The organism is Bacillus rugosus, assembly GCF_023238245.1.
In the GTDB taxonomy this organism is placed as follows: Bacteria; Bacillota; Bacilli; order Bacillales; family Bacillaceae; genus Bacillus; species Bacillus rugosus.
Genome location: NZ_CP096590.1, coordinates 1149377 through 1168433 on the forward strand (window position 1 = coordinate 1149377; position 19057 = coordinate 1168433).

Consider the following 19057-nt stretch of genomic DNA (forward strand, 5'->3'; position numbering starts at 1 on the left):
ACTACACTGCACCCTCTTCTAGCCATTTCCTTACGATGGAACGGGCAATTTTTCCGCTGCTCGTTTCTGGCAAGGAGTCAGTAAACACCCATTTTTTCGGGATTTTGTAGGATGCTAGTTTCTGTTTGCACCAGGCTTTCAGTTTTCTGGCATCAGTGTTTCCGTGAATGACAGCTACAGCGATTTCTCCCCAATACTCGTCCGGGATTCCAACGACAGCCGCGTTTTCAACCTCTGGACTGGAGAGAAGCACACGTTCAATTTCTTCCGGGAAAATATTTAATCCTCCGTATACGATCATCCCGTTTTCTCTTCCTGATATGTATAGAAAGCCATCCTCATCGACACAGCCCATATCATCCACTGTCATCCAGCCGGATTCATCTGGTGCGCTGCCGTTGACATAGCCGGAAAACCTCATTGGGCTTTTGACAAATATTTTTCCGATTTCCCCGGGCTGGCAGCGTTCCCCGGCTGCATTGCGGATTTCAATGTGGACGTTGTGAAACGGCCGGCCGGCTGAATGCGGCTTCCGTTTGCTGTCTTCCGGTGAGGAATATGTCACAAAGCTAAGCTCTGATGTACCGTAAAAATCATATAGCTTGAGATGAGGCCATGTAGCGGCCAGCCTCTTTTTGGATTCTGTCGGCCAGTCTGCACCTGATGAAATGATTTTGACGGGATTGTTGGGAAAGGCCTTAACCCGGGTGAGGGCGTCTGTCATCGTCGGTACGGTATAGAGAACGCTGACAGATTTACGGTTCAGCCATTCCTTCGCTTGAGCAGGGTAGAATTTTTTCATCAAGCAAACGGTTCCCCCGAGAAACAAGGTGCTGACAGCCCCATATAGGAAGTGAGAGGACATTAATGTTCCTGGAATCAATACTGTGTCATCTGATGAAATCGAAAAATCTGTTTCCGTACACGTAAAGCTCTCCATCCATGAACGGTGAGATCGCGTGAAGGCCTTCGGTTTTCCTGTCGAGCCAGACGTAAATCCCATATAAAAAGGGTGCTCTGGATCAATGATAGGCACGGCTTCAGCGGATGCCTCAGAAATATCTGCCATACAGTTATCCAGCAAAACAACAGGTGCCTTGTTATCTATCAGTTTGTTTTTGAAAAAGGCTGAAGTAACCACAAGATCCGCATTACTTATGGACAGCCGCTCCTTGCATTCAGCCGCGCTCCAGCGTGTGTCGATGGGAACTGCCGTGCACCCCGCCGCTGCAGCCCCGGCAAACAGCTGTAAAAACGCCAGGCTGTTCGGGAGCAGGATCGCCACACGGTTTGGCATGTTTGGCTGCGACCGCAGCCAGTTTGCGGTTTGAGAGACTAGTTGAGCCCAAACCCGGTATGTGATTTGCTCCGATTCAGTTTGGATCGCCACACGGCCTGGTGATCTTTCGGCAATAGATGAATAGGTATGAGTAATTGTCATGGAATCAGCCTCCTTTCGTAAACATCGTATCAGAAAGAGACAAGGCTTGGGTGATTTTTATCGCCAGAAACGCAGATACAGCCGCCTTTATCAAATCACCAGGAACATACGCAAGGCTCATGAAGGCGGCCTGTGACAAATCAATATGCATCATAAAAGCTTGTACTGGTATACCTAGCAGGTAAATAAAGATGATGCCGAATACAATATGGGTGAAAAAAAGACGCAGTGGCGTCACCTTACGCAGTCTGCAAACAGCTAAACTGATCAGCCATGAGGCGAAGGGATAAGCGATTAAAAAGCCTGCGCTCGGTCCAAAAAAAACGCCAAATCCGCCTCGTCCGCCAGGCAAAAGCGGTGCACCGAAGGCGACAAGCAGCAAAAAGACAAGCTGGCTTAAGAAAGCAGGCTTAGGCTTGAGGATGCTGCCTGCCAGCATGACACCAAGCGTTTGCAATGTAATCGGAACGGGTGTAAAGGATAAGAAGAGAGGGGGCATAAAACTCAGCACGGCCATCAGCGCGGTGAAAATGGCAATATGCATCATGTCTATTAATCTCAGCATGTGAAATCCTCCAAACAGTAATAAAATATGGTTATACAATAAATGCAGGCTGTTAATATGTCAACTTATTTTTAATTTAAGTTAACAATATAGGCGTGAAAAAACCGGCTGCTTGGCAGACCGGTTTTTGATGTTTATTCTTCTGTCAGGATGACAAGTGAATCAACAGATGCGGCCACGTGAGAAACAGCGCGGCTGACTTCCTGAAGACCTCCAAGAAAGGCCTGCAAATCGACGTCGATTTTGCCTGATTGCTCTTTGCTGACCTTCATGCTGTGGACGATTTCATCGAATAAGCGGTTAATTTGCGTCATTTTTTCTTTACTCTCGCTGACTAGCCCATTCACGTCTTTGATATGCTTTGATACGATGTTGATTTGTGTATTCGTATTGTTCACAAGCTCAGACACGGTAGAGACGGTTTTTTTCGTATCCTCAGAAAGCTTCCGCACTTCGTTTGCCACTACGGCGAAGCCTTTGCCGTGTTCGCCGGCGCGGGCAGATTCAATAGAAGCATTGAGCGAGAGAAGGTTTGTCTGCTCAGCAATGCCTGTGACGATGCCGAAGATTTTTTCAATTTGCTGTGCGATTTCATCCAGCTTGACCATTTCTTTTTCGATTTGGACAAGGCTTGTGTCAATTTTATTCATTTGTTTTTGCTGGATTTCAAGCTCTTTTTTCCCGCCGATCGACTTTTCTTCAACAGTGCTGGATGTCACTGTGCCGGCCTTGGATGCTTCGGAAATGCCTTCAGATTTGTCCACAAGCTCTTGAACAGATCTGCTCGTTTCTGAAAACAGATTTGCAATCGACCCAGAGGTTTCTTGAATTTTCTGATGAAGAAGGTTTTTCTTTTCCTCTTGTTCATCGCGGGCCTGGTTGTACTCGCTTTGAAACGCTTCAAGGACAAGCTGCTGTTCTAAGTTCAAAATTTTAGTTGTCGCTTTGATGGCTTTCAGCAATTCTTGGTGATTTGTAATGGATGTTTCATAAATGTTAATCATTGACAAAAGCAGTTCTTGAAACGCGCCCATGTACCATTTTGGCAGGAGGCCGATTCTTAAATGAATGGAGGCGATTCTGTTTCGCTTTTCAATGAATTCATCATCGATAACGCCTGCAAACATTTCCTGAATATGCCGTTTTAACGTTTGTTTTAAGCGGTCAACTGAGCTATGGTCATTAATGATATCCATCAATGAGCTTTCATGGTCAAGGTTTTTATAAAACGCATCGACGATGTATACGATATTTTCTTGAATTAATGGCTGAAGCTGCTCTAACACGTAAAGCTCGGCATCTCCTAGTCTGACCATTTTGAGCTGTTTTTTGACATCTGCATATGTGTTTGTGAGCTGAATGCGGTTTTTTTGCTGTCCGTTTGAATCAGAAAAGTAAGCTGTTTCTTGTTTTTTATCTTTTTTAAATAACAATACAATGATCCCCCTTGGGAAAAATATAATTTTCACTTTTTGGCTTTTTAAGCCTTTTTCTTTTTTATCGGCTAAGGGAAACATGAATGAAGATGCAGATGAAAAATATTTAAAAAACCGTTCATTAAAATGAACGGTTTAATCGAGATCTATTTGTTTTAATGGTTTGATGGCTGGGCCCTCCACCACTTCGCCGGTTGGCTTAAAGCGCGATCCGTGGCACGGACAATCCCATGTATGCTCGCCGTCGTTCCACTCAACCTCGCAGCCTAAATGGGTGCACGTTGTATCAACGAGATGGAGGCAGCCTTGTTCATCCCGAAAAGCCCCCGCGCGTTTGCCGTTCACAGTGACGGCTTTCCCTTCACCTGGCGCAATGTCTTCAAACTGGACGTTAGGCTTTTCAAGCTTTCCTTTAATGAAATGCTTGGCGACATCAGCATTGTAAGAAATCACTTTCTGTACCCCGGGATTCAGATGGAAACGGGACGGTGTGAAAATGCTTTCGTATGGATTATCTTTTTTCTCTACAATATCTGACAATAGAGTGGCCGCAACTCCTGATGACGTCATGCCCCATTTTTTGAACCCGGTCGCTACAAGAATATTGTCCTCATTTTCCGACATCGGCCCGATAAACGGAATTTTGTCGATGGTTACAAGATCCTGGGTGGACCAATAATATGGAATGCTTTCGATGCCAATGGTGCTTTCGGCCAGCTGTCTCAGTGTGTCATAATGTGTCGACATGTCTTTTCCTTGGCCTGTTTTATGGCTTACTCCGCTAAAGAGAATCAGTTTTTCACCGCCTACGATGGTATAGCGGAGCGCCACTGACGGCTGATCAATACTCAAATACATGCCCTCGGGATACTCTGTCTTCGGCTTGACGGCGAGGACATAAGATCTGTCAGAGTACATTCTTGTAGCATATAATCCGCCTCCGTCATAAAAAGGGAAGTGGGAACAGCATATGATGAAGCGGCTCTTAATGGCGTGCCGGCTTTTGGTTACCACTTCAGGCCTTTCTCCTTTTTTGATATCAAGCGCGACGGTCTCTTCATAAATCCGTCCGCCTTTTTGAACAATCTGCTCCAGAAGCGCTTTTAAGTATTGCAGCGGATGAAATTGGGCTTGATTCTTCATGACAAGCGCCAGCTTAGAACCTAAGGGGATTGGAAGATCCTTGATCAGGTCTCTTTCAATGCCAAGCTTTGTGTATGCCTCATGTTCAGTGCGGATTTTTTGCACAGCGTTTTCGTTTGCTGTGTAAAGATAAGCGTCCTGTTCGATCCATTCGCAATCAATTTGATGTTCATCTACTATTCCTTTTATGTAATCAATTGCGTTTTGATTTGCTTCATAATAAAGCCTTGCGTGATTCAAACCAAAATTGCGGATAAATTCATCGTATATCATGTCATGCTGTGCGGTAATTTTAGCAGTTGTATGGGCAGTGGTGCCGTTGAGAACCTGATTTGCTTCAATCAATACGACACGGAAGCCTCTCTTCGTGAGTTCATACGCCGTTGTGATTCCCGTAATCCCGCCTCCGATAATGGTGACGTCACATTCAGTATCCTCTTGAAGCGCCGGAAAAGAAGGCAGGTCAGTTGATGTTTTCCAGTATGTTTCAGGTGCTTCCTTTGCAAAATATGGATTAGCCAAGCCATGATACCTCCAATCAGATTTATTCTTAATTTTTCCATATTCTTTCTTTTCATACATAGGAAGCAGGGATTGTTCATAACATAATAGGGTTGAAAAGGAGTGATTTCATTGGCGAATCAAAAAAAGAAAACATTGCCGCCCCAGCACCAGAACCAGCAGCCGGGTTTTGAATATCTCATGGATCCCCGTCCGGTTTTTGATAAGCCGAAGAAAGCAAAGAAATTAGAGGGCAAAACCGCTATTATTACTGGAGGAGACAGCGGAATCGGACGCGCTGTATCGGTGTTATTCGCAAAAGAAGGGGCTAATGTGGTCATTGTGTATTTGAATGAGCATCAGGACGCCGAGGAGACAAAGCGGTATGTAGAAAAGGAAGGAGTAAAATGCCTGCTGATTGCAGGAGATATCGGGGAGGAAGCGTTTTGCAATGATGTGGTCATGCAGGCAAGCCAAGCATTTCCGTCGATTGATATATTGGTTAACAATGCAGCTGAGCAGCATGTCCAGCCCAGCATCGAAAAAATCACAAGCCACCAGCTGATCAGAACCTTCCAAACGAACATTTTCTCCATGTTTTACTTAACAAAGGCTGTGCTGCCGCATTTAAAAAAGGGTAGCTCTATCATTAATACTGCATCAATTACCGCCTATAAAGGCAATAAAACGCTGATCGATTATTCAGCGACAAAAGGTGCGATCGTTACGTTTACAAGGTCACTTTCCCAGTCGCTTGTTCAGCAGGGCATAAGGGTCAATGCAGTAGCGCCGGGCCCCATATGGACACCGCTTATCCCGGCCAGCTTTTCCGCAAAGGATGTAGAAGTGTTTGGTTCAGACGTGCCGATGGAACGCCCGGGACAGCCGGTGGAAGTGGCGCCAAGCTATCTATACCTTGCCAGCGACGATTCCACCTATGTCACAGGCCAGACGATTCACGTCAACGGCGGAACAATTGTAAATGGATAATAAAAAGCCAATCCTTGAGGATTGGCTTATTCGCTCTGCTTGAGCGTTGCATATTCTTTAGAGAGCGTAAGAAACGCATCTTTATCTTTTTCGTCCAAGGCTTTGTTGATTTGGTCCGTCAGCATGGCAAGCCGACGCTTATACAAGGATTCATCGAGCACCATTTGAATGTAGACATCCATCATTGTGACATCAAATTCATTTGTTTTTTGCGTGTTGCGGGACTTCATGAGCTCAGTGTACGATTTTTTCTCTTTCATAAAGAATCCCCCCAATGCCTTTTTTATAGTATATGGATAACGGTCGAAAAAATCAATAAATTTTTATAATTTTTAGACAACTAATGCTTGGCAATCTATCGACATATCCTGCAAAATGCCGTAAACCGGAAGTTCATATGAATGTAAAATCACTTTATTACTAGTAATTTAGTACCGATAAATATCATTAAAAGATGATTTTAGCATATTTGTTAAAAAAACCTGTCGTTTTATAAAAACAGATGATAGATTATTAGTATAAATTTTGCAGAAAAAGGATGGAGGCCATAATATGAGTCAGAAAACTGACGCACCTTTAGAAACGTATGAAGTAAACGGCGCAACAATTGCCGTGCTGCCAGAAGAAATCGACGGCAAAATTTGTTCCAAAATTATTGAAAAAGACTGCGTGTTTTACGTCAGCATGAAGCCGCTGCAAATTGTCGACAGAAGCTGCCGGTTTTTTGGATCAAGCTATGCGGGAAGAAAAGCTGGAACTTATGAAGTGACAAAAATTTCTCACAAACCGCCGATCATGGTGGACCCTTCGAATCAAATCTTTTTATTCCCTACACTTTCTTCGACAAGACCCCAATGCGGCTGGATTTCCCATGTGCATGTGAAAGAATTCAAACCGACTGAATTCGACGATACGGAAGTGACGTTTTCGAACGGGAAAACAATGGAGCTGCCGATCTCCTGCAATTCGTTCGAGAACCAGGTTTACCGAACAGCATGGCTAAGAACCAAATTCCAAGACAGAATCGAACACCGCGTGCCAAAACGGCAGGAATTTATGCTGTATCCGAAGGAAGAGCGGACGAAGATGATTTATGATTTTATTTTACGTGAGCTCGGGGAGCGGTATTAGAAAAAAAGAAAGGAGCTGACCAAACAGGACAGCTCCTTCTCCTGCTTTAGGCTGTCGGAATTCCGCCGGTGATGCCATATACCTGAGATGTTACATAGCTTGAATTCTCTGAAGCTAAGAATACATAAACATCTGCCAATTCAACTGGCTGTCCAGCGCGGTTTAGCGGTGATGGCGGTGTGCCTTGGCCGAATTTCGGTATGTTTTCCGTCGGTTGTCCTCCGGAAATCTGGAGCGGCGTCCAAATTGGCCCAGGCGCAACTGAATTCACTCTGATGCCTTTTGAAGCCAGTTGTTTTCCCAGTCCGACAGTAAAGCCGATAATGGCGTTTTTCGTTGCTGCGTAATCTAACAGCATCGGGCTTGGATTGTAGCCTTCAACTGAGGTGGTGGTAATAATTGATGCGCCCTCCGGCAATAACGGAAGCGCTGCTTTTACAACCCAATAAAGGGAAAAGACGTTCACTTTAAATGTTTTATAGATTTGTTCAGTAGGCAGATCTTCGATGTTTTCGACTGCTTGCTGTTTGCCGGCAACCAGCGCCAACACATCCAGTCCGCCGAGTTCCTGATGGGCTTGTTTGACTAAATCCTGGCAAAAGGATTCGTCGCTCAAGTCTCCGGGGATCAGCACTGCTTTTCGCCCTTCTGCTTCTATCAGTTCTTTCACTTCTTCAGCATCAGGCTGTTCCGCAGGCAGGTAGTTAATGGCTACATCGGCACCTTCCCGGGCGTAAGCAATCGCGGCAGCGCGGCCGATACCGGAATCGCCGCCGGTGACAAGCGCTTTTCGTCCAGTCAGCTTGCCTGATCCTTTGTAGCTTTTTTCTCCGCAATCCGGCACAGGCTTCATGTTCTTCTGCAGGCCGGGTGGTTCTTGATATTGTTCAGGAAATTCATCGTGAAAAAATGCTGTTAAAGGATTGCTAAGATTTGAATCAGACATCATCAACGCTCCTTTTCTGTTTGGTGTACATTCGTATGTGTACCCCTGAGCATATGGAGAAAAACATGTTTTGGCAGATTGAACGCTGAAAGACAAGAAAAACCAACCTTCTTCCATATTTATCTTGTAAAATAAGACTGTATGAATTATGATAAAATCCAGCTATAAAACAACTAAATATTGGATATAGGGGGAGTATATCGTCATGAAAAAAGCGGCGGCGGTTTTGCTGTCACTCGGTCTCGTTTTCGGTTTTTCATACGGAGCTGACCATGTGGCGGAAGCCAAAACAAAGGTGAAGGTCTATAAGAACTGCAAGGAGTTAAACAAAGTATACAAAGGCGGGGTGGCCCGCACGTCGAAGGTGAAAAATAAAGGCGGAAAAACAAAGTACAAGCCTTACGTCTCTAAGGCGCTTTATGATGCCAATAAAAAGAAAGACCGCGATAAAGATTATATCGCCTGCGAACGTTAAACAAGAAAAGCAATCTGATGGCCAGATTGCTTTTTTATTATTACGCCGCCTGATCAGCCGCAGCGCTTTTCGTTTTTCTTGTCGCAAAGCTTACAGCTACCATGACCGTGATATTTAAAAGCAGGGCGACTATGCCGACATTTAAGTCTTTTGCTGCTTGCGGCAGCGCCGGAAATAAAGTGCCGATCGTCGTTTCCGTCAATGTAATATAAGAAACCGCTCCGACGCCTGTAATGATCCCGGCGAAGGCTCCTTGCTTCGTCACCATATTATGCTTAAACAGGCTGAACAGCAGGGCAGGGAACAGTTGTGTGACAAGGCTGTAGCCCATCAATAGCAGCGTAACGATGGTATTCCCGCCTTTCAAGGTAAAGTACACCGAAATCAGCGCGATCACCGGCACTAAAAACTTAGCCAGCGCCGATACTTGCTGTTCTGTCGTGCGGGGCGCGAACACTTTATACACATTCTTTGCAAACAGCGTGGAGGCGGACATTAAGATCATAGACCCCGGCACAAGCGCCGTCAGCAGCCCGGCAGCGCCTATAATCCCGACAAACCAAGGGTCAAATGTTTGCAGAGACAGCCTTAAAAGCGATAGATCCGCGTCTGCCCCCTTTAGATCAGGAACTTGCAGGATAGCCGCAAAGCCGACGAAAAGGACAAAAAGCAGGACCAGCTGGTATAAAGGCATGATAATAGCATTTTTACGAAAGACTTTTGGGTTTTCGGCTGAATACGAAGCGGAAAACGTATGAGGCCACATGTAAAACCCAAGTGCTGTCAAGAGCACGGTTGAACTAAACCACGCCGTACTTTGTCCCGTTTCGGGAAGCGTAAGGAAGCCCGGCTTCGCCGTTTCAATCTGTTGAAACATGTTTTGAAATCCGCCGTAATAATGTATTGGCAAATACACTCCTAAAAACAGAACGACAACCAAAATCATAATGTCTTTTACAACTGATATCCAGGCAGATCCGTGAATGCCGGATACCATAACGTAAACCGTGATCGAAATGGCGCCGATCCAGATGGCGGCAGTCGGAGAGATTTTGCCGTACGATGTTTCCGATACAATCAGCCCGAGGCCTTTCAGCTGCAGCACAAGATACGGAATGAGAGCGGCGATGCCGACCAGTGAAACGAAAACGCCAAGCAGCGGGCTGTTATATTTTTTGGTGAAAAAATCAGACTGCGACATCAGCTTATGCTGTTTTGCGTACGTCCAAACCGCCGGCAGGAGCCAATAAGAAAGGATGTAAGCCAGACAGCCGTAGGCGATGATGTAAAAAGCCGGACCGCCTTTCCCGTAGGCCCATCCGCTTCCGCCGAGAAACGTAAATGTGGTATAAATTTCGCCTGCCATCAATAAGAACACGAACAAGGTTCCGAAGCCGCGGCCTCCGACAGTCCACTGCTCAAGGTTCATGTCTTTTCCTTTTTGGGCGCGTATGCCAAGAAAAATGCTCAGGAGCAGGACGCCGAAAATGATGATGAGAGCTGCGTTCATTCTGCTTCCTCCTTTTTATTTTCGTTGTCAAGGACATACACAATCGCCATCAACACAGAAGTCAAAAGGGCCCACATCACGATATAGGCAAGAATAAACGGCATGCCGAACACATAGGGAGTCACTTTATTTGCAAAAGGGATGCCGAGTAAGATACCAATAAAGGGCAAAGCGGCGAGAATGTGAATCAGTTTCATAGAATCCTCCTTCTCTTTTAGGATTGGTGTGGGCAAGCCTAAAGCGTACTGAAAATAATGTCGCAGATATGGAAGCATATGTCGTTTTTTGGGGTGAAAAGGCTGTGGTTCGAATTATAAATAAATTCATTTTGTTTGTATAGTGCGAATTGTCTGAAATTTATTGCTGGAATTGCCCGAAGAGGGACCGGGCAGTCTCGGGAGAGTGCAGAATGATTCAAAAGACTCATGGCCTGTCCGGGGCAAATAAATAGAACGTTAATAATTCGCTGACCTGCTCCCGGATTCGCGGATTAAAATAGCGGTGTTTTTCTTCATAACCATCGATCACAAATACATAAAGCGTAAAGGCCTCATCGCGTTCCGCCTCTTGGATCGCAACTTTTCTTTTCCTCAGCTCTTTTCTGACCTCTATCAAATCCTTTTGTGCTATTTTTAATGATTCGCTGATAAGCTGTTTATAAGGATGCTTCAATTTTAATGTGCTTTGTTCAATACCGGCAAGATCACGATTTAAAATCGTAATGGCCATGGGCAAAAAGAGAGCCCGTTCAATTAATTCGTATATTTCCTCCTGCAGATTCGGCATGCTGATTCCTTCTTTCTAACGGGAACGTTTGTTCTATATGTATTCTATATCGGCTGGTGAAATGTTTCAAGACAGAAAAATTCGCCAAAACTTTTTAGTTTTCTGCTGATAATGTGTAGAATAAGGATAGACAAACCCGGTAAGGAGTATAAATGTTGGAGCATTTTTTATCCTATTTGACACAAGAACACTTAACTGAATTATTTCAAAGCTATAGGGCTTTCGGTCCTCTTATTGCTGTGCTGCTGCCTTTAATTGAAGCATTTCTCCCGTTTTTGCCGCTGATCGTGTTTGTGGTGGCAAATACGAACTCGTTTGGACTGTGGGAAGGATTCATCCTGTCTTGGGCTGGATCAACTGCTGGATCTATACTCGTATTTTTGATTGTCCGCCAATACGGACAGCGAAGATTGCTTGGTTTTATCCGCAGTCACCCGTCGGTCAGAAAGCTGATGTTATGGGTGGAAAGGCATGGCTTTGGTCCTGTGTTTCTTCTGCTTTGTTTTCCGTTTACACCGTCAGCCGCGGTGAATGTTGTTGCCGGTTTGTCGAGGATCGGAACGCGGCCGTTTATTTTGGCGGCAGCCTCGGGGAAGCTTGTCATGATTTTTATGATCAGCTTCATCGGATATGATCTGCACGCGCTGATTACACAGCCAATTCGAACGGTCATTGCTGTATTGGTGATCACGATCTTATGGTATATCGGCAAAAAGGTAGAGCGGTACCTGCATGTGAGAGCCAGTCAGCGTGAGCATGATGGAGGGAGACAGTAACATGAAAAAACGGTTTTGGTTTCTTGCCGGTGTAGTGTCCGTCGTTCTCGTCATTCAGGTTAAAAATGCCGTCTTTATTGATTACAAGGTAGAAGGCGTCAGTATGAACCCGACCTTTCAGGAAGGAAACGAACTGTTGGTCAATAAATTTTCACATCGATTTAAAACCATCCATCGTTTTGATATTGTCCTTTTTAAAGGCCCCGATCAGAAAGTGCTGATTAAACGGGTAATCGGCTTGCCCGGTGAAACGATCAAATATAAAGATGATCAGCTGTATGTGAACGGAAAGCAGGTGGCTGAGCCATTTTTGAAGCATTTGAAATCTGTTTCTGCCGGAAGCCATGTAACGGGAGATTTTACCTTGAAAGATGTGACAGGTACAAGCAAGGTACCGAAAGGACAATATTTTGTCGTTGGAGATAATCGCATATACAGCTTCGACAGCCGTCACTTTGGTCCGATAAGAGAAAAAAATATTGTCGGTGTTATCTCCGATGCTGAATAAAAAGACGCCAATTGAAGAGGCGTCTTTTTTGTGCTGGCTTGGAAAAAAGTGTTGAAGAAAAATTTGTAAGAAGTTATAATCAATATTGTTACGAGTGTAACAAAAATAATAAATGTTTTGTATTTTCGTTTGTTTTCAATGGTTTATATTAGTTTCATATGAAACAAAAGGAGTGATTTAGATGAATGTTGAAGCAGTGATTATAGGGGGAGGGCCGGTCGGATTTATGTTGGCTTCCGAGCTTGCGATGGCCGGGGTGAAAACATGTGTGATTGAGCGGCTTCAAAAGCCTGTTCCGCATTCCAAGGCGTTGACGCTGCATCCCCGCACGCTGGAGCTTCTTGAGATGAGAGGGCTATTGGAACGTTTTGTATCCAAGGGAAGCAAAATACCTTCCGGGCACTTTTCGATGCTGGATACCCGTCTTGATTTTTCAGGCTTGGATACGAGCTGTCCTTACACGCTTTTGCTTCCGCAGTCCAAAACAGAAAAGCTGCTTGAGGAACATGCACGAAGCTTGGGGACAGAGGTGTTTCGAGGGGCGGAGGCACTGGCGGTTACGCAAAACGAGGCAGAGGCGCAAACAATTTTTAAGGATCAGGACGGCAGTGTGCGGACGATCAAAAGTATGTTTGTCATTGGTGCCGATGGAGCAGGAAGTACCGTCCGGAAACAGGCTGGAATTGAGTTTCCGGGAACAGACAGCACCGTCACCGCTGCGCTTGGAGATGTGGCGCTCCTTTCTCCGCCGCCGTCAGGAGTGCTGTCCCTTTGTACGAAAGAGGGCGGTTTCATGATCGTCCCGCTTTCTCCGGGCCGATACCGTGTCGTCGTGATCAGCCCTTATCGCACCCAGACGCCGAAAGATGCGCCTGTCACTGAGGAGGAGCTGAAAGCTGACCTCGTACGAATTTGCGGGACTGATTTTGGCTTAACCGAGCCTTCGTGGATGTCGCGGTTCGGGAACGCCGCGCGCCAAGCGAAACGGTATCGGGATGGCAGAGTCTTTCTTGCAGGGGATGCGGCGCATATTCATTTTCCAGCCGGCGGCCAAGGGCTGAATGTCGGCCTTCAGGATGCAATGAACCTTGGGTGGAAGCTGGCGGCGGCCGTCAAGGGGGCTGCGCCTTCATGGCTTTTGGACAGCTACCATGAGGAACGGCACCCGGCTGCTGAAGGGCTCCTGAGGAACACGGAGGCACAAACAAAGCTGTTTGATTTTACTCAAGCAGGCCTCCATTTGCGAAGTATGATGTCGGAACTGCTCGCCTTCCCTGACGTGAATCGATATGTAGCAGGCCAAATTTCTGCGCTTGATGTCAGGTATGAAGCTGATCCTAACATGCCGCCGCATCGTTTGAACGGGTCAAGGCTTCCTGACATGGACCTGATTCTTTCTGAAGGCAGTTTGGAACGGCTGTACAGCTTTCTCCAAAACGGGACATTCGTTTTGCTGTCATTGGTACAAGAAGCTGATGTACATAGCCGATTAAAAGGCTTACGTACGGTAAACGCTTCAATTGCAGAACAGAATGAAAAGTTGCTAGACGTGCATACGATTTTGATTCGCCCTGATGGACATGTTGCCTGGGCAGTGGATGCATCGGAGCCTGATTGTGGTGAGGTGATTCAATCAGGGATCAGCCGCTGGTTTTCCGTTACCAGCCGGGTGTAGCTCAATTCGATTGTTTCATCTGTAACAAAACGGTATGATAGAAGAAACAATCGAATGAAAAAGGATGAAAAAAACGATGAATACAGATCATACGAAGCGCAATCTTTTTGAATTATATGCGGAGCTCATTCATCAGCAGGAGAAATGGGAGGGGCTCATTAAAGCCTTTTTGGCTGACGAATTGAAGAAGCTCGATGCCGAGCACGAGAGTAAATCTCAATTATCGATGACAGAAATTCATGTTCTTTCCTGTGTTGGGGACAATGAACCAATCAATGTCACGTCTATTGCAGAAAAAATGAATACGACAAAAGCAACTGTATCGCGCATCAGCACAAAATTGCTCGGCGCTGGTTTCCTTCACAGAACACAGCTCAGCGATAACAAAAAGGAGGTCTACTTCCGATTGACCCCGGCCGGGAAAAAACTGCACAGTTTGCACAAATATTATCACCAGAAGGTCGAACAGCGTTTTCTGTCATTTTTTGATCGGTATACAGAGGAAGAGATTCTTTTTGCGGAACGGCTGTTTCGGGATCTGGTGACAAAATGGTATCCGTCATCAGAAGAAATGGGGGACGGTCTTCACAACGTTTTTAAATAAAAAACACGCACTAAGGTGCGTGTTTTTCACGTTTCTTCTTTCTTTTTCAAGATTGTAACGTAAATCAGATTTCCTCCGGCTAAAATCATAAGCGGCAGTCCAGGAGAACCCGATGTCAACAAATTATAAATCAGCCAGATTCCTAAGCATATTCCATAATATAAGTGCATTGCTTTCTCGGGATTATTGCGCAGCAAAAGATCACTCCTTCCCCATCTGCTGTCAGTGTACCATGGAAGGATTGTTTTTCCAATTAGGCGCTACTGCCGCTGACGGAGCTCTCTTTGCCTTTTTTTTCACCATGAAGATGGTGAAGCAGACGATAAAATGGCGGCAAGAGGGCAATGACGAGGATGACGCGTATGACCTGAACCGCAACGACAAAGGTGGAATCGGCATGCAAGGTAACAGACGTCGTCGCCATTTCTGCAATGCCGCCGGGCGCAAATGCCAGAACAGAAGTGATGAGCGAGATTCCTGTCAACTTGGAAACAATCACGGCGCTCAAAAACATAGCTGCGATTAAACCGACGGACGAGACAAACCCGACGATGAGAGTGCGGGTGACGCCGGCAAACATGCTTTTGTACATCTTAGAGCCAATCGTTGCCCCAAGAAATACTTGTGATATATGGTTAGCTTGTGCCGGCCACCATGCCATCATGTCGTGCCCTGTCACCGCAGCTCCCCCAACATGTACAAGTGCTACACCGAGCATGCTGCCGAGCAGCCAAGGAGCCGGAAATTTTAAAAATTTCGCAGCTTTGCAAGCTCCCCAGGCAGCGAGAATCAAAACAGCAGTCCACAAAACGGGAGCGAGCCTAAAATCTGCCGTTGCCGAGGAAAGCGTTTCTGCTGCGGCACTTGCGGAACGATCTTGTTTTGTATAGATCAGAATGACTAAAAATGGAATGGAGAGCACCACGAGCAGCACCCGCATCATTTGAACAAGGCTGACAATGGCGGTGTTGGCCCCGACCTCCTGCGCGATACTCGGCATGGCGGACAGCCCGCCGGGAGCGGTGCCGACAAAGCTTGTCATCATATCCGTTTTGCTGAAACGCCAAAGCACATATCCTGACAGCATAGCAAGTAGTATAGACAATATCAGCATAACGCCGACTGAAAACCAATGGTCTTTAAGGACAGAGAGAACGGATAAATTCAGCTTTTGGCCCAATTCGATGCCGAGAATCATCTGCCCGAGGGCGAGCCATCGGCGGTCAATTCCTTTTTGGTCTGGCGCCATCATCAGCCATGCTGGCCGTATCATGGCGAGGCAGCAGGCGACAATCAGCGTTCCGATCATCCATCCGATCGATATTCCGGTTAATGAAAGAATAAACCCCCCGGCTGCGCTGATTGCGATAAACCATAGATCTTTGAGGAGATTTTTGTCTTTCTTCAATGTAAAACCCTTCTTCCTTTTCACGTAACACTCCAATTGTTCACGTAGTGAATGTATTATTACTATAGTATATTTTCGTTGATAAAGAAATTATGAATTATTTTCTATTTGCCATTCGCTTTTCTTATGACCTTGTGTTCGAGCTTCTCTATTGTGTAGGTCAGGCATAAACCCGCTGTCAGCAAACACACGGCAAGGGCGTAGAAAATCACTTCTCCGCCAAACGATGTCAAGATCAGCCCGCCTGCCAGAGGTCCGATTGAGCGGGATATATCCCAATGCAGGCCGTATACCGCATAAAACCGGCCGAGCAGATGGGGCGGTGCCAATCTCGATATGAAGGTTTGGATATGAGTTAATCCGATGCTTTCGCCAACCGTCATCACGGCTGCCGTCACTAAAAGCATGGTCAGAGAGGTTGAGCATGCAAAGCCGGCAGCCGCAAGAGAGTAGCAGATATAAGTAATGAAAAGGATCGTTTTCATTGAAAGCTTTTCTGTCCCTTTTACAAGAGGAACTTGGAGAACAAAGCTGAATAAAGCTTTTGCCGCCGAGTAGATGGTCAAAATGGATAGATAATCAGAAAACATGTTTTTGCTGAACAGCCTGTAAGTTGTTTCTGTTTGCGCGTATAACATGCTGATGGGGAGAGAAAGCAGCAAAAGAAGCAGTACAGGTCTGTATACCGTAAAGCTCGCGGACATTTCCGGTGTAACAGCTGTCTTTAACGGCTTTGTTTCTGGCAGTTTCAGTGCAGCGATCAGAAAGTAGGTAAACAATGCCGCGGCATCTAAAGCGAATATCCACACGGGGTTATAATTGTACAGCAGCATTCCCACTAGCGGTCCTGCTGTCAGGCCCGCCGAATAGATCGCATTGATGACTGCAAACACTTCTGAACGTCTGCTTTCCGGCGTGCTTTCAGCGATTTGGGCGCGGGAAGCAGGTATGTACAACGATCTCCCGATGCCATTCATGACGTAGAGAATGGCGAAAAAATATGCATGCTCGGCAAACACAAACCCCGTCATGGCCGCTGATTGCAGAAGCAATGCGATCAGAATCGCTGTGCGCCGCCCTAGCTGGTCCGTTACCCGTCCTGCAACGAGTGTCAGGAAAATATCAGCAAATGGCTGAAGACTGATGATCAGCATGGGAATCATGACACTGCCATTTAATTGTTCATGCAGATACAGCACCATAAAAGGGGCCATCATTGCACCCGTCAGGCTTGTCAGCATTTCTCCGATAAAGCGGAGCCAAACTGGAGTGGTATATCTTAATTTAATAGATTGAAAGCCGCTCAATATGTGATCGCCGCCTTTCGCTGTTTGATATAGTAGTAGTGTATAGAAGGGGCGGCGGCCCAAAAAGTGAAGAAAATAACAGAAAAAGATTCCCCTTTTGTCGGGAGGTGCGGGGATTGAAGCTGATTGAGCACTATGTGGCACTTGTAAAAACAGGGCGTGCTCCGTATGGGCAAATGAATGAAATCACTCTCGCTGAAATGGCTGACTGTTTATTTTGTACAGAAAGAAATGCAAAGCTTATATTACATAAGCTGGAGAACAAGAATTGGATCATCCGGGAAAGTGGGGCGGGGCGCGGCCGTAAATCCAAAATCGCGTTTCTTCGCCAGCCTGAGGAACTGCTTCTTCAAACTGCCAAGGAATATACAATGGCTGGAAAGCTTAAAAAGGCAAAGGAGTTGCTTCAGCTGTATCAATCCTCGTTTCGAGGGCTTCAAAACGAATATGATATGTGGTTTTCTGAGGTATTCGGTTTTGTGACAGAGACCGGCCGGGATGGAGAAGAGGATGTGCTCCGGCTATTCATCGCACCTGAATCTGTCAGCAGTTTGGACCCGTGCCGCATCTTTTTGCGGTCTGAGGGGCATTTCGTTAAACAGATATTTGATACATTGCTCACGTTTGATCCAGTTTTGCAGGAGCCGAAGCCTCATTTGATTCATGGATGGGAAGAGGACGGGAAAAAACGATGGAAATTCTTTCTTCGAAAGGGTGTGTCTTTTCATAATGGACAGTTGCTGACAGCGCGGGATGTTGCGTTTACGTTTCAGCGTTTTTTGACACAGGCTGACAACCCATATAAATGGCTGTTACACGGAGTGAAACAAATCTTAGAAAATGGGCCTTATTGTGTGGAACTCATACTCGATAAGCCGAATGAGCTTTTGCCGTATGTTCTTTGTGATGAACGGCTGTCCATTCTGCTGGCAGAACAGGGCGGCGGGATCAATGGCACAGGGCCTTTTCGGGTCAATCGGCAATGCGGTCAGATGCTTGTGCTTAAAGCCAATGAGCGCTACTTCAAGGGACGGCCCTTTTTGGATCGCGTTGAGTTTGTTTTTTCTGAACAAGCCGGAGAGGTAAACGGTTTTACCATTCAAGAAAAACAAGCATGTCCTGAGCAGCAAACTGTTTTTGATGAAAGGCATGTTCAGTATTTGTCGCTCAATCTGAAAAAGAAGGGGCCTCTTCAGCATCGAAGCTTTAGAAAAGCGCTCCGCCTGCTGATTTCCTCTAAACGGCTCGTTCGTGAAGCGGGCGGGCACCGCAGAACCCCGGTTACGTCTTTTTTGCATCCGAATCCTTTTGATTGGGGAGACGTTTCACCTTCTGAATTGCTGAAGCAGAGCGGGTACGAGGGAGAGGCGCTGGTGCTTTGTACCTTTTCGGAGACGGATCATTGTGAGGATGCCGAGTGGATTCAAAATGTTTGCGCCCAACATGGCATCAGGATTACACTTCAATTCTGTGATTCCGCTGATCTGCGCCGGCCGGAAATCGTGCAAATGGCAGATATCATTCATGACAGTGCGACGTTTTATCAAGACAGTGAGTTTGGTTTTCTGCATTTGCTGTTGTCGGAGAACAGTTTTTTGTGTCAGCATCTATCTGAAAAGCTGGAACGGATTTGTTCAGGAATGACAGAACGAATATTTTCAATGTCTGACCGCAGTTCGAGAGTCCTTATGCTGCAGGACATTGACTGCCAGCTTATACAGGAGTTCAATGCGATTCCGCTGTATCAAAATGTGCTGCAGGTGACATCAGGCGAGAATGTGAAAGGCCTGATGCTTGATGAGGAGGGGTGGATTGATTTGTACTCCGTGTGGCTGTCCAAATAAAAAAGAGGGTT

At 46.0% G+C, this 19057-nt stretch carries 19 protein-coding genes and 1 pseudogene; 8 read left to right on the forward strand and 12 right to left on the reverse strand.

All coding sequences use genetic code 11. The features are described from left to right. Position 1: 1 nt before the first annotated feature. The 5 genes and pseudogenes from M0696_RS05805 to M0696_RS05820 form a co-directional block, all read right to left on the reverse strand. The gene (locus M0696_RS05805) at positions 2 to 1441 is read right to left on the reverse strand and encodes an acyl-CoA synthetase (RefSeq protein ID WP_222142552.1); all 1440 of its coding nucleotides are present in this window, start codon (positions 1439 to 1441) and stop codon (positions 2 to 4) included. Positions 1442 to 1445: 4 nt separating this feature from the next. Beyond that, positions 1446 to 2006, reverse strand: a complete 561-nt coding sequence (locus tag M0696_RS05810) for a biotin transporter BioY (protein WP_222142553.1) — start codon at positions 2004 to 2006, stop codon at positions 1446 to 1448. A gap of 134 nt (positions 2007 to 2140) precedes the next feature. After that, positions 2141 to 2656 carry a methyl-accepting chemotaxis protein gene (locus tag M0696_RS21115; protein ID WP_371864110.1) on the reverse strand — a complete coding sequence of 172 codons (516 nt, stop codon included), beginning with the start codon at positions 2654 to 2656 and terminating at the stop codon, positions 2141 to 2143. A 240-nt stretch (positions 2657 to 2896) separates the two neighbouring features. Beyond that, positions 2897 to 3523: pseudogene (locus M0696_RS21120) on the reverse strand (protoglobin domain-containing protein); the annotation flags it as partial. 54 nt (positions 3524 to 3577) lie between these two features. Next, positions 3578 to 5107: an FAD-dependent oxidoreductase gene (locus tag M0696_RS05820; RefSeq protein ID WP_248602590.1), complete on the reverse strand. Its 1530-nt coding sequence runs from the start codon at positions 5105 to 5107 to the stop codon at positions 3578 to 3580. A gap of 111 nt (positions 5108 to 5218) precedes the next feature. On the opposite strand from M0696_RS05820, the gene M0696_RS05825 reads away from it, so the two are divergent. Beyond that, positions 5219 to 6076, forward strand: coding sequence for an SDR family oxidoreductase (locus M0696_RS05825; RefSeq protein ID WP_166853707.1), 858 nt, complete (start codon positions 5219 to 5221; stop codon positions 6074 to 6076). 26 nt (positions 6077 to 6102) lie between these two features. On the opposite strand, the gene M0696_RS05830 is transcribed toward M0696_RS05825, so the two are convergent. Further along, positions 6103 to 6336, reverse strand: coding sequence for an IDEAL domain-containing protein (locus M0696_RS05830; RefSeq protein ID WP_166853706.1), 234 nt, complete (start codon positions 6334 to 6336; stop codon positions 6103 to 6105). 292 nt (positions 6337 to 6628) lie between these two features. Here M0696_RS05830 and comK point away from each other — a divergent pair, with 292 nt between their 5' ends. Further along, a complete protein-coding gene (gene comK / locus M0696_RS05835) occupies positions 6629 to 7207 on the forward strand; it encodes a competence transcription factor ComK (protein ID WP_166853705.1) in 579 nt (192 codons plus the stop codon). Positions 7208 to 7253: 46 nt separating this feature from the next. Here the strand turns inward: comK and M0696_RS05840 are convergent, their stop codons facing one another. Beyond that, the gene (locus M0696_RS05840; protein WP_248602591.1) at positions 7254 to 8153 is read right to left on the reverse strand and encodes an SDR family oxidoreductase; all 900 of its coding nucleotides are present in this window, start codon (positions 8151 to 8153) and stop codon (positions 7254 to 7256) included. A 205-nt stretch (positions 8154 to 8358) separates the two neighbouring features. Here M0696_RS05840 and M0696_RS05845 point away from each other — a divergent pair, with 205 nt between their 5' ends. After that, complete coding sequence (locus tag M0696_RS05845; RefSeq protein WP_019713871.1) at positions 8359 to 8628, forward strand: excalibur calcium-binding domain-containing protein; 270 nt, start codon at positions 8359 to 8361, stop codon at positions 8626 to 8628. A 40-nt stretch (positions 8629 to 8668) separates the two neighbouring features. On the opposite strand, the gene M0696_RS05850 is transcribed toward M0696_RS05845, so the two are convergent. The 3 genes from M0696_RS05850 to M0696_RS05860 all read right to left on the reverse strand — a co-directional run bounded on the left by M0696_RS05850 (position 8669) and on the right by M0696_RS05860 (position 10924). Further along, the gene (locus M0696_RS05850; RefSeq protein ID WP_166853704.1) at positions 8669 to 10138 is read right to left on the reverse strand and encodes a sodium:solute symporter family protein; all 1470 of its coding nucleotides are present in this window, start codon (positions 10136 to 10138) and stop codon (positions 8669 to 8671) included. Continuing rightward, entirely contained in the window at positions 10135 to 10335 is a 201-nt protein-coding gene (locus M0696_RS05855; protein WP_166853703.1) for a DUF3311 domain-containing protein, read from the reverse strand. Before M0696_RS05855 ends, M0696_RS05850 begins: the two co-directional genes overlap by 4 nt. 226 nt (positions 10336 to 10561) lie before the next feature. Continuing rightward, complete coding sequence (locus tag M0696_RS05860; protein ID WP_222142557.1) at positions 10562 to 10924, reverse strand: YhjD family protein; 363 nt, start codon at positions 10922 to 10924, stop codon at positions 10562 to 10564. Positions 10925 to 11076: 152 nt separating this feature from the next. Here M0696_RS05860 and M0696_RS05865 point away from each other — a divergent pair, with 152 nt between their 5' ends. The 4 genes from M0696_RS05865 (at position 11077) to M0696_RS05880 (ending at position 14487) form a co-directional block, all read left to right on the forward strand. Continuing rightward, positions 11077 to 11700 (forward strand): TVP38/TMEM64 family protein, encoded by a 624-nt coding sequence (locus tag M0696_RS05865; RefSeq protein WP_166853701.1) that lies wholly within the window; start codon positions 11077 to 11079, stop codon positions 11698 to 11700. A 1-nt stretch (position 11701) separates the two neighbouring features. Continuing rightward, positions 11702 to 12208: a signal peptidase I gene (gene lepB / locus M0696_RS05870; protein WP_166853700.1), complete on the forward strand. Its 507-nt coding sequence runs from the start codon at positions 11702 to 11704 to the stop codon at positions 12206 to 12208. Between the two features lie 181 nt (positions 12209 to 12389). Beyond that, positions 12390 to 13883 (forward strand): monooxygenase, encoded by a 1494-nt coding sequence (locus tag M0696_RS05875; protein ID WP_222142558.1) that lies wholly within the window; start codon positions 12390 to 12392, stop codon positions 13881 to 13883. Between the two features lie 76 nt (positions 13884 to 13959). Further along, positions 13960 to 14487, forward strand: a complete 528-nt coding sequence (locus tag M0696_RS05880; protein WP_166853698.1) for a MarR family transcriptional regulator — start codon at positions 13960 to 13962, stop codon at positions 14485 to 14487. A gap of 253 nt (positions 14488 to 14740) precedes the next feature. Here the strand turns inward: M0696_RS05880 and M0696_RS05885 are convergent, their stop codons facing one another. Then, complete coding sequence (locus M0696_RS05885; RefSeq protein WP_222142559.1) at positions 14741 to 15895, reverse strand: AbrB family transcriptional regulator; 1155 nt, start codon at positions 15893 to 15895, stop codon at positions 14741 to 14743. A gap of 104 nt (positions 15896 to 15999) precedes the next feature. After that, the gene (locus M0696_RS05890; RefSeq protein WP_166854693.1) at positions 16000 to 17205 is read right to left on the reverse strand and encodes an MDR family MFS transporter; all 1206 of its coding nucleotides are present in this window, start codon (positions 17203 to 17205) and stop codon (positions 16000 to 16002) included. Positions 17206 to 17318: 113 nt separating this feature from the next. Between M0696_RS05890 and M0696_RS05895 the strand changes: the two genes are divergently transcribed. Next, positions 17319 to 19046, forward strand: coding sequence for an SgrR family transcriptional regulator (locus tag M0696_RS05895; protein WP_222142560.1), 1728 nt, complete (start codon positions 17319 to 17321; stop codon positions 19044 to 19046). Positions 19047 to 19057: the final 11 nt, after the last annotated feature.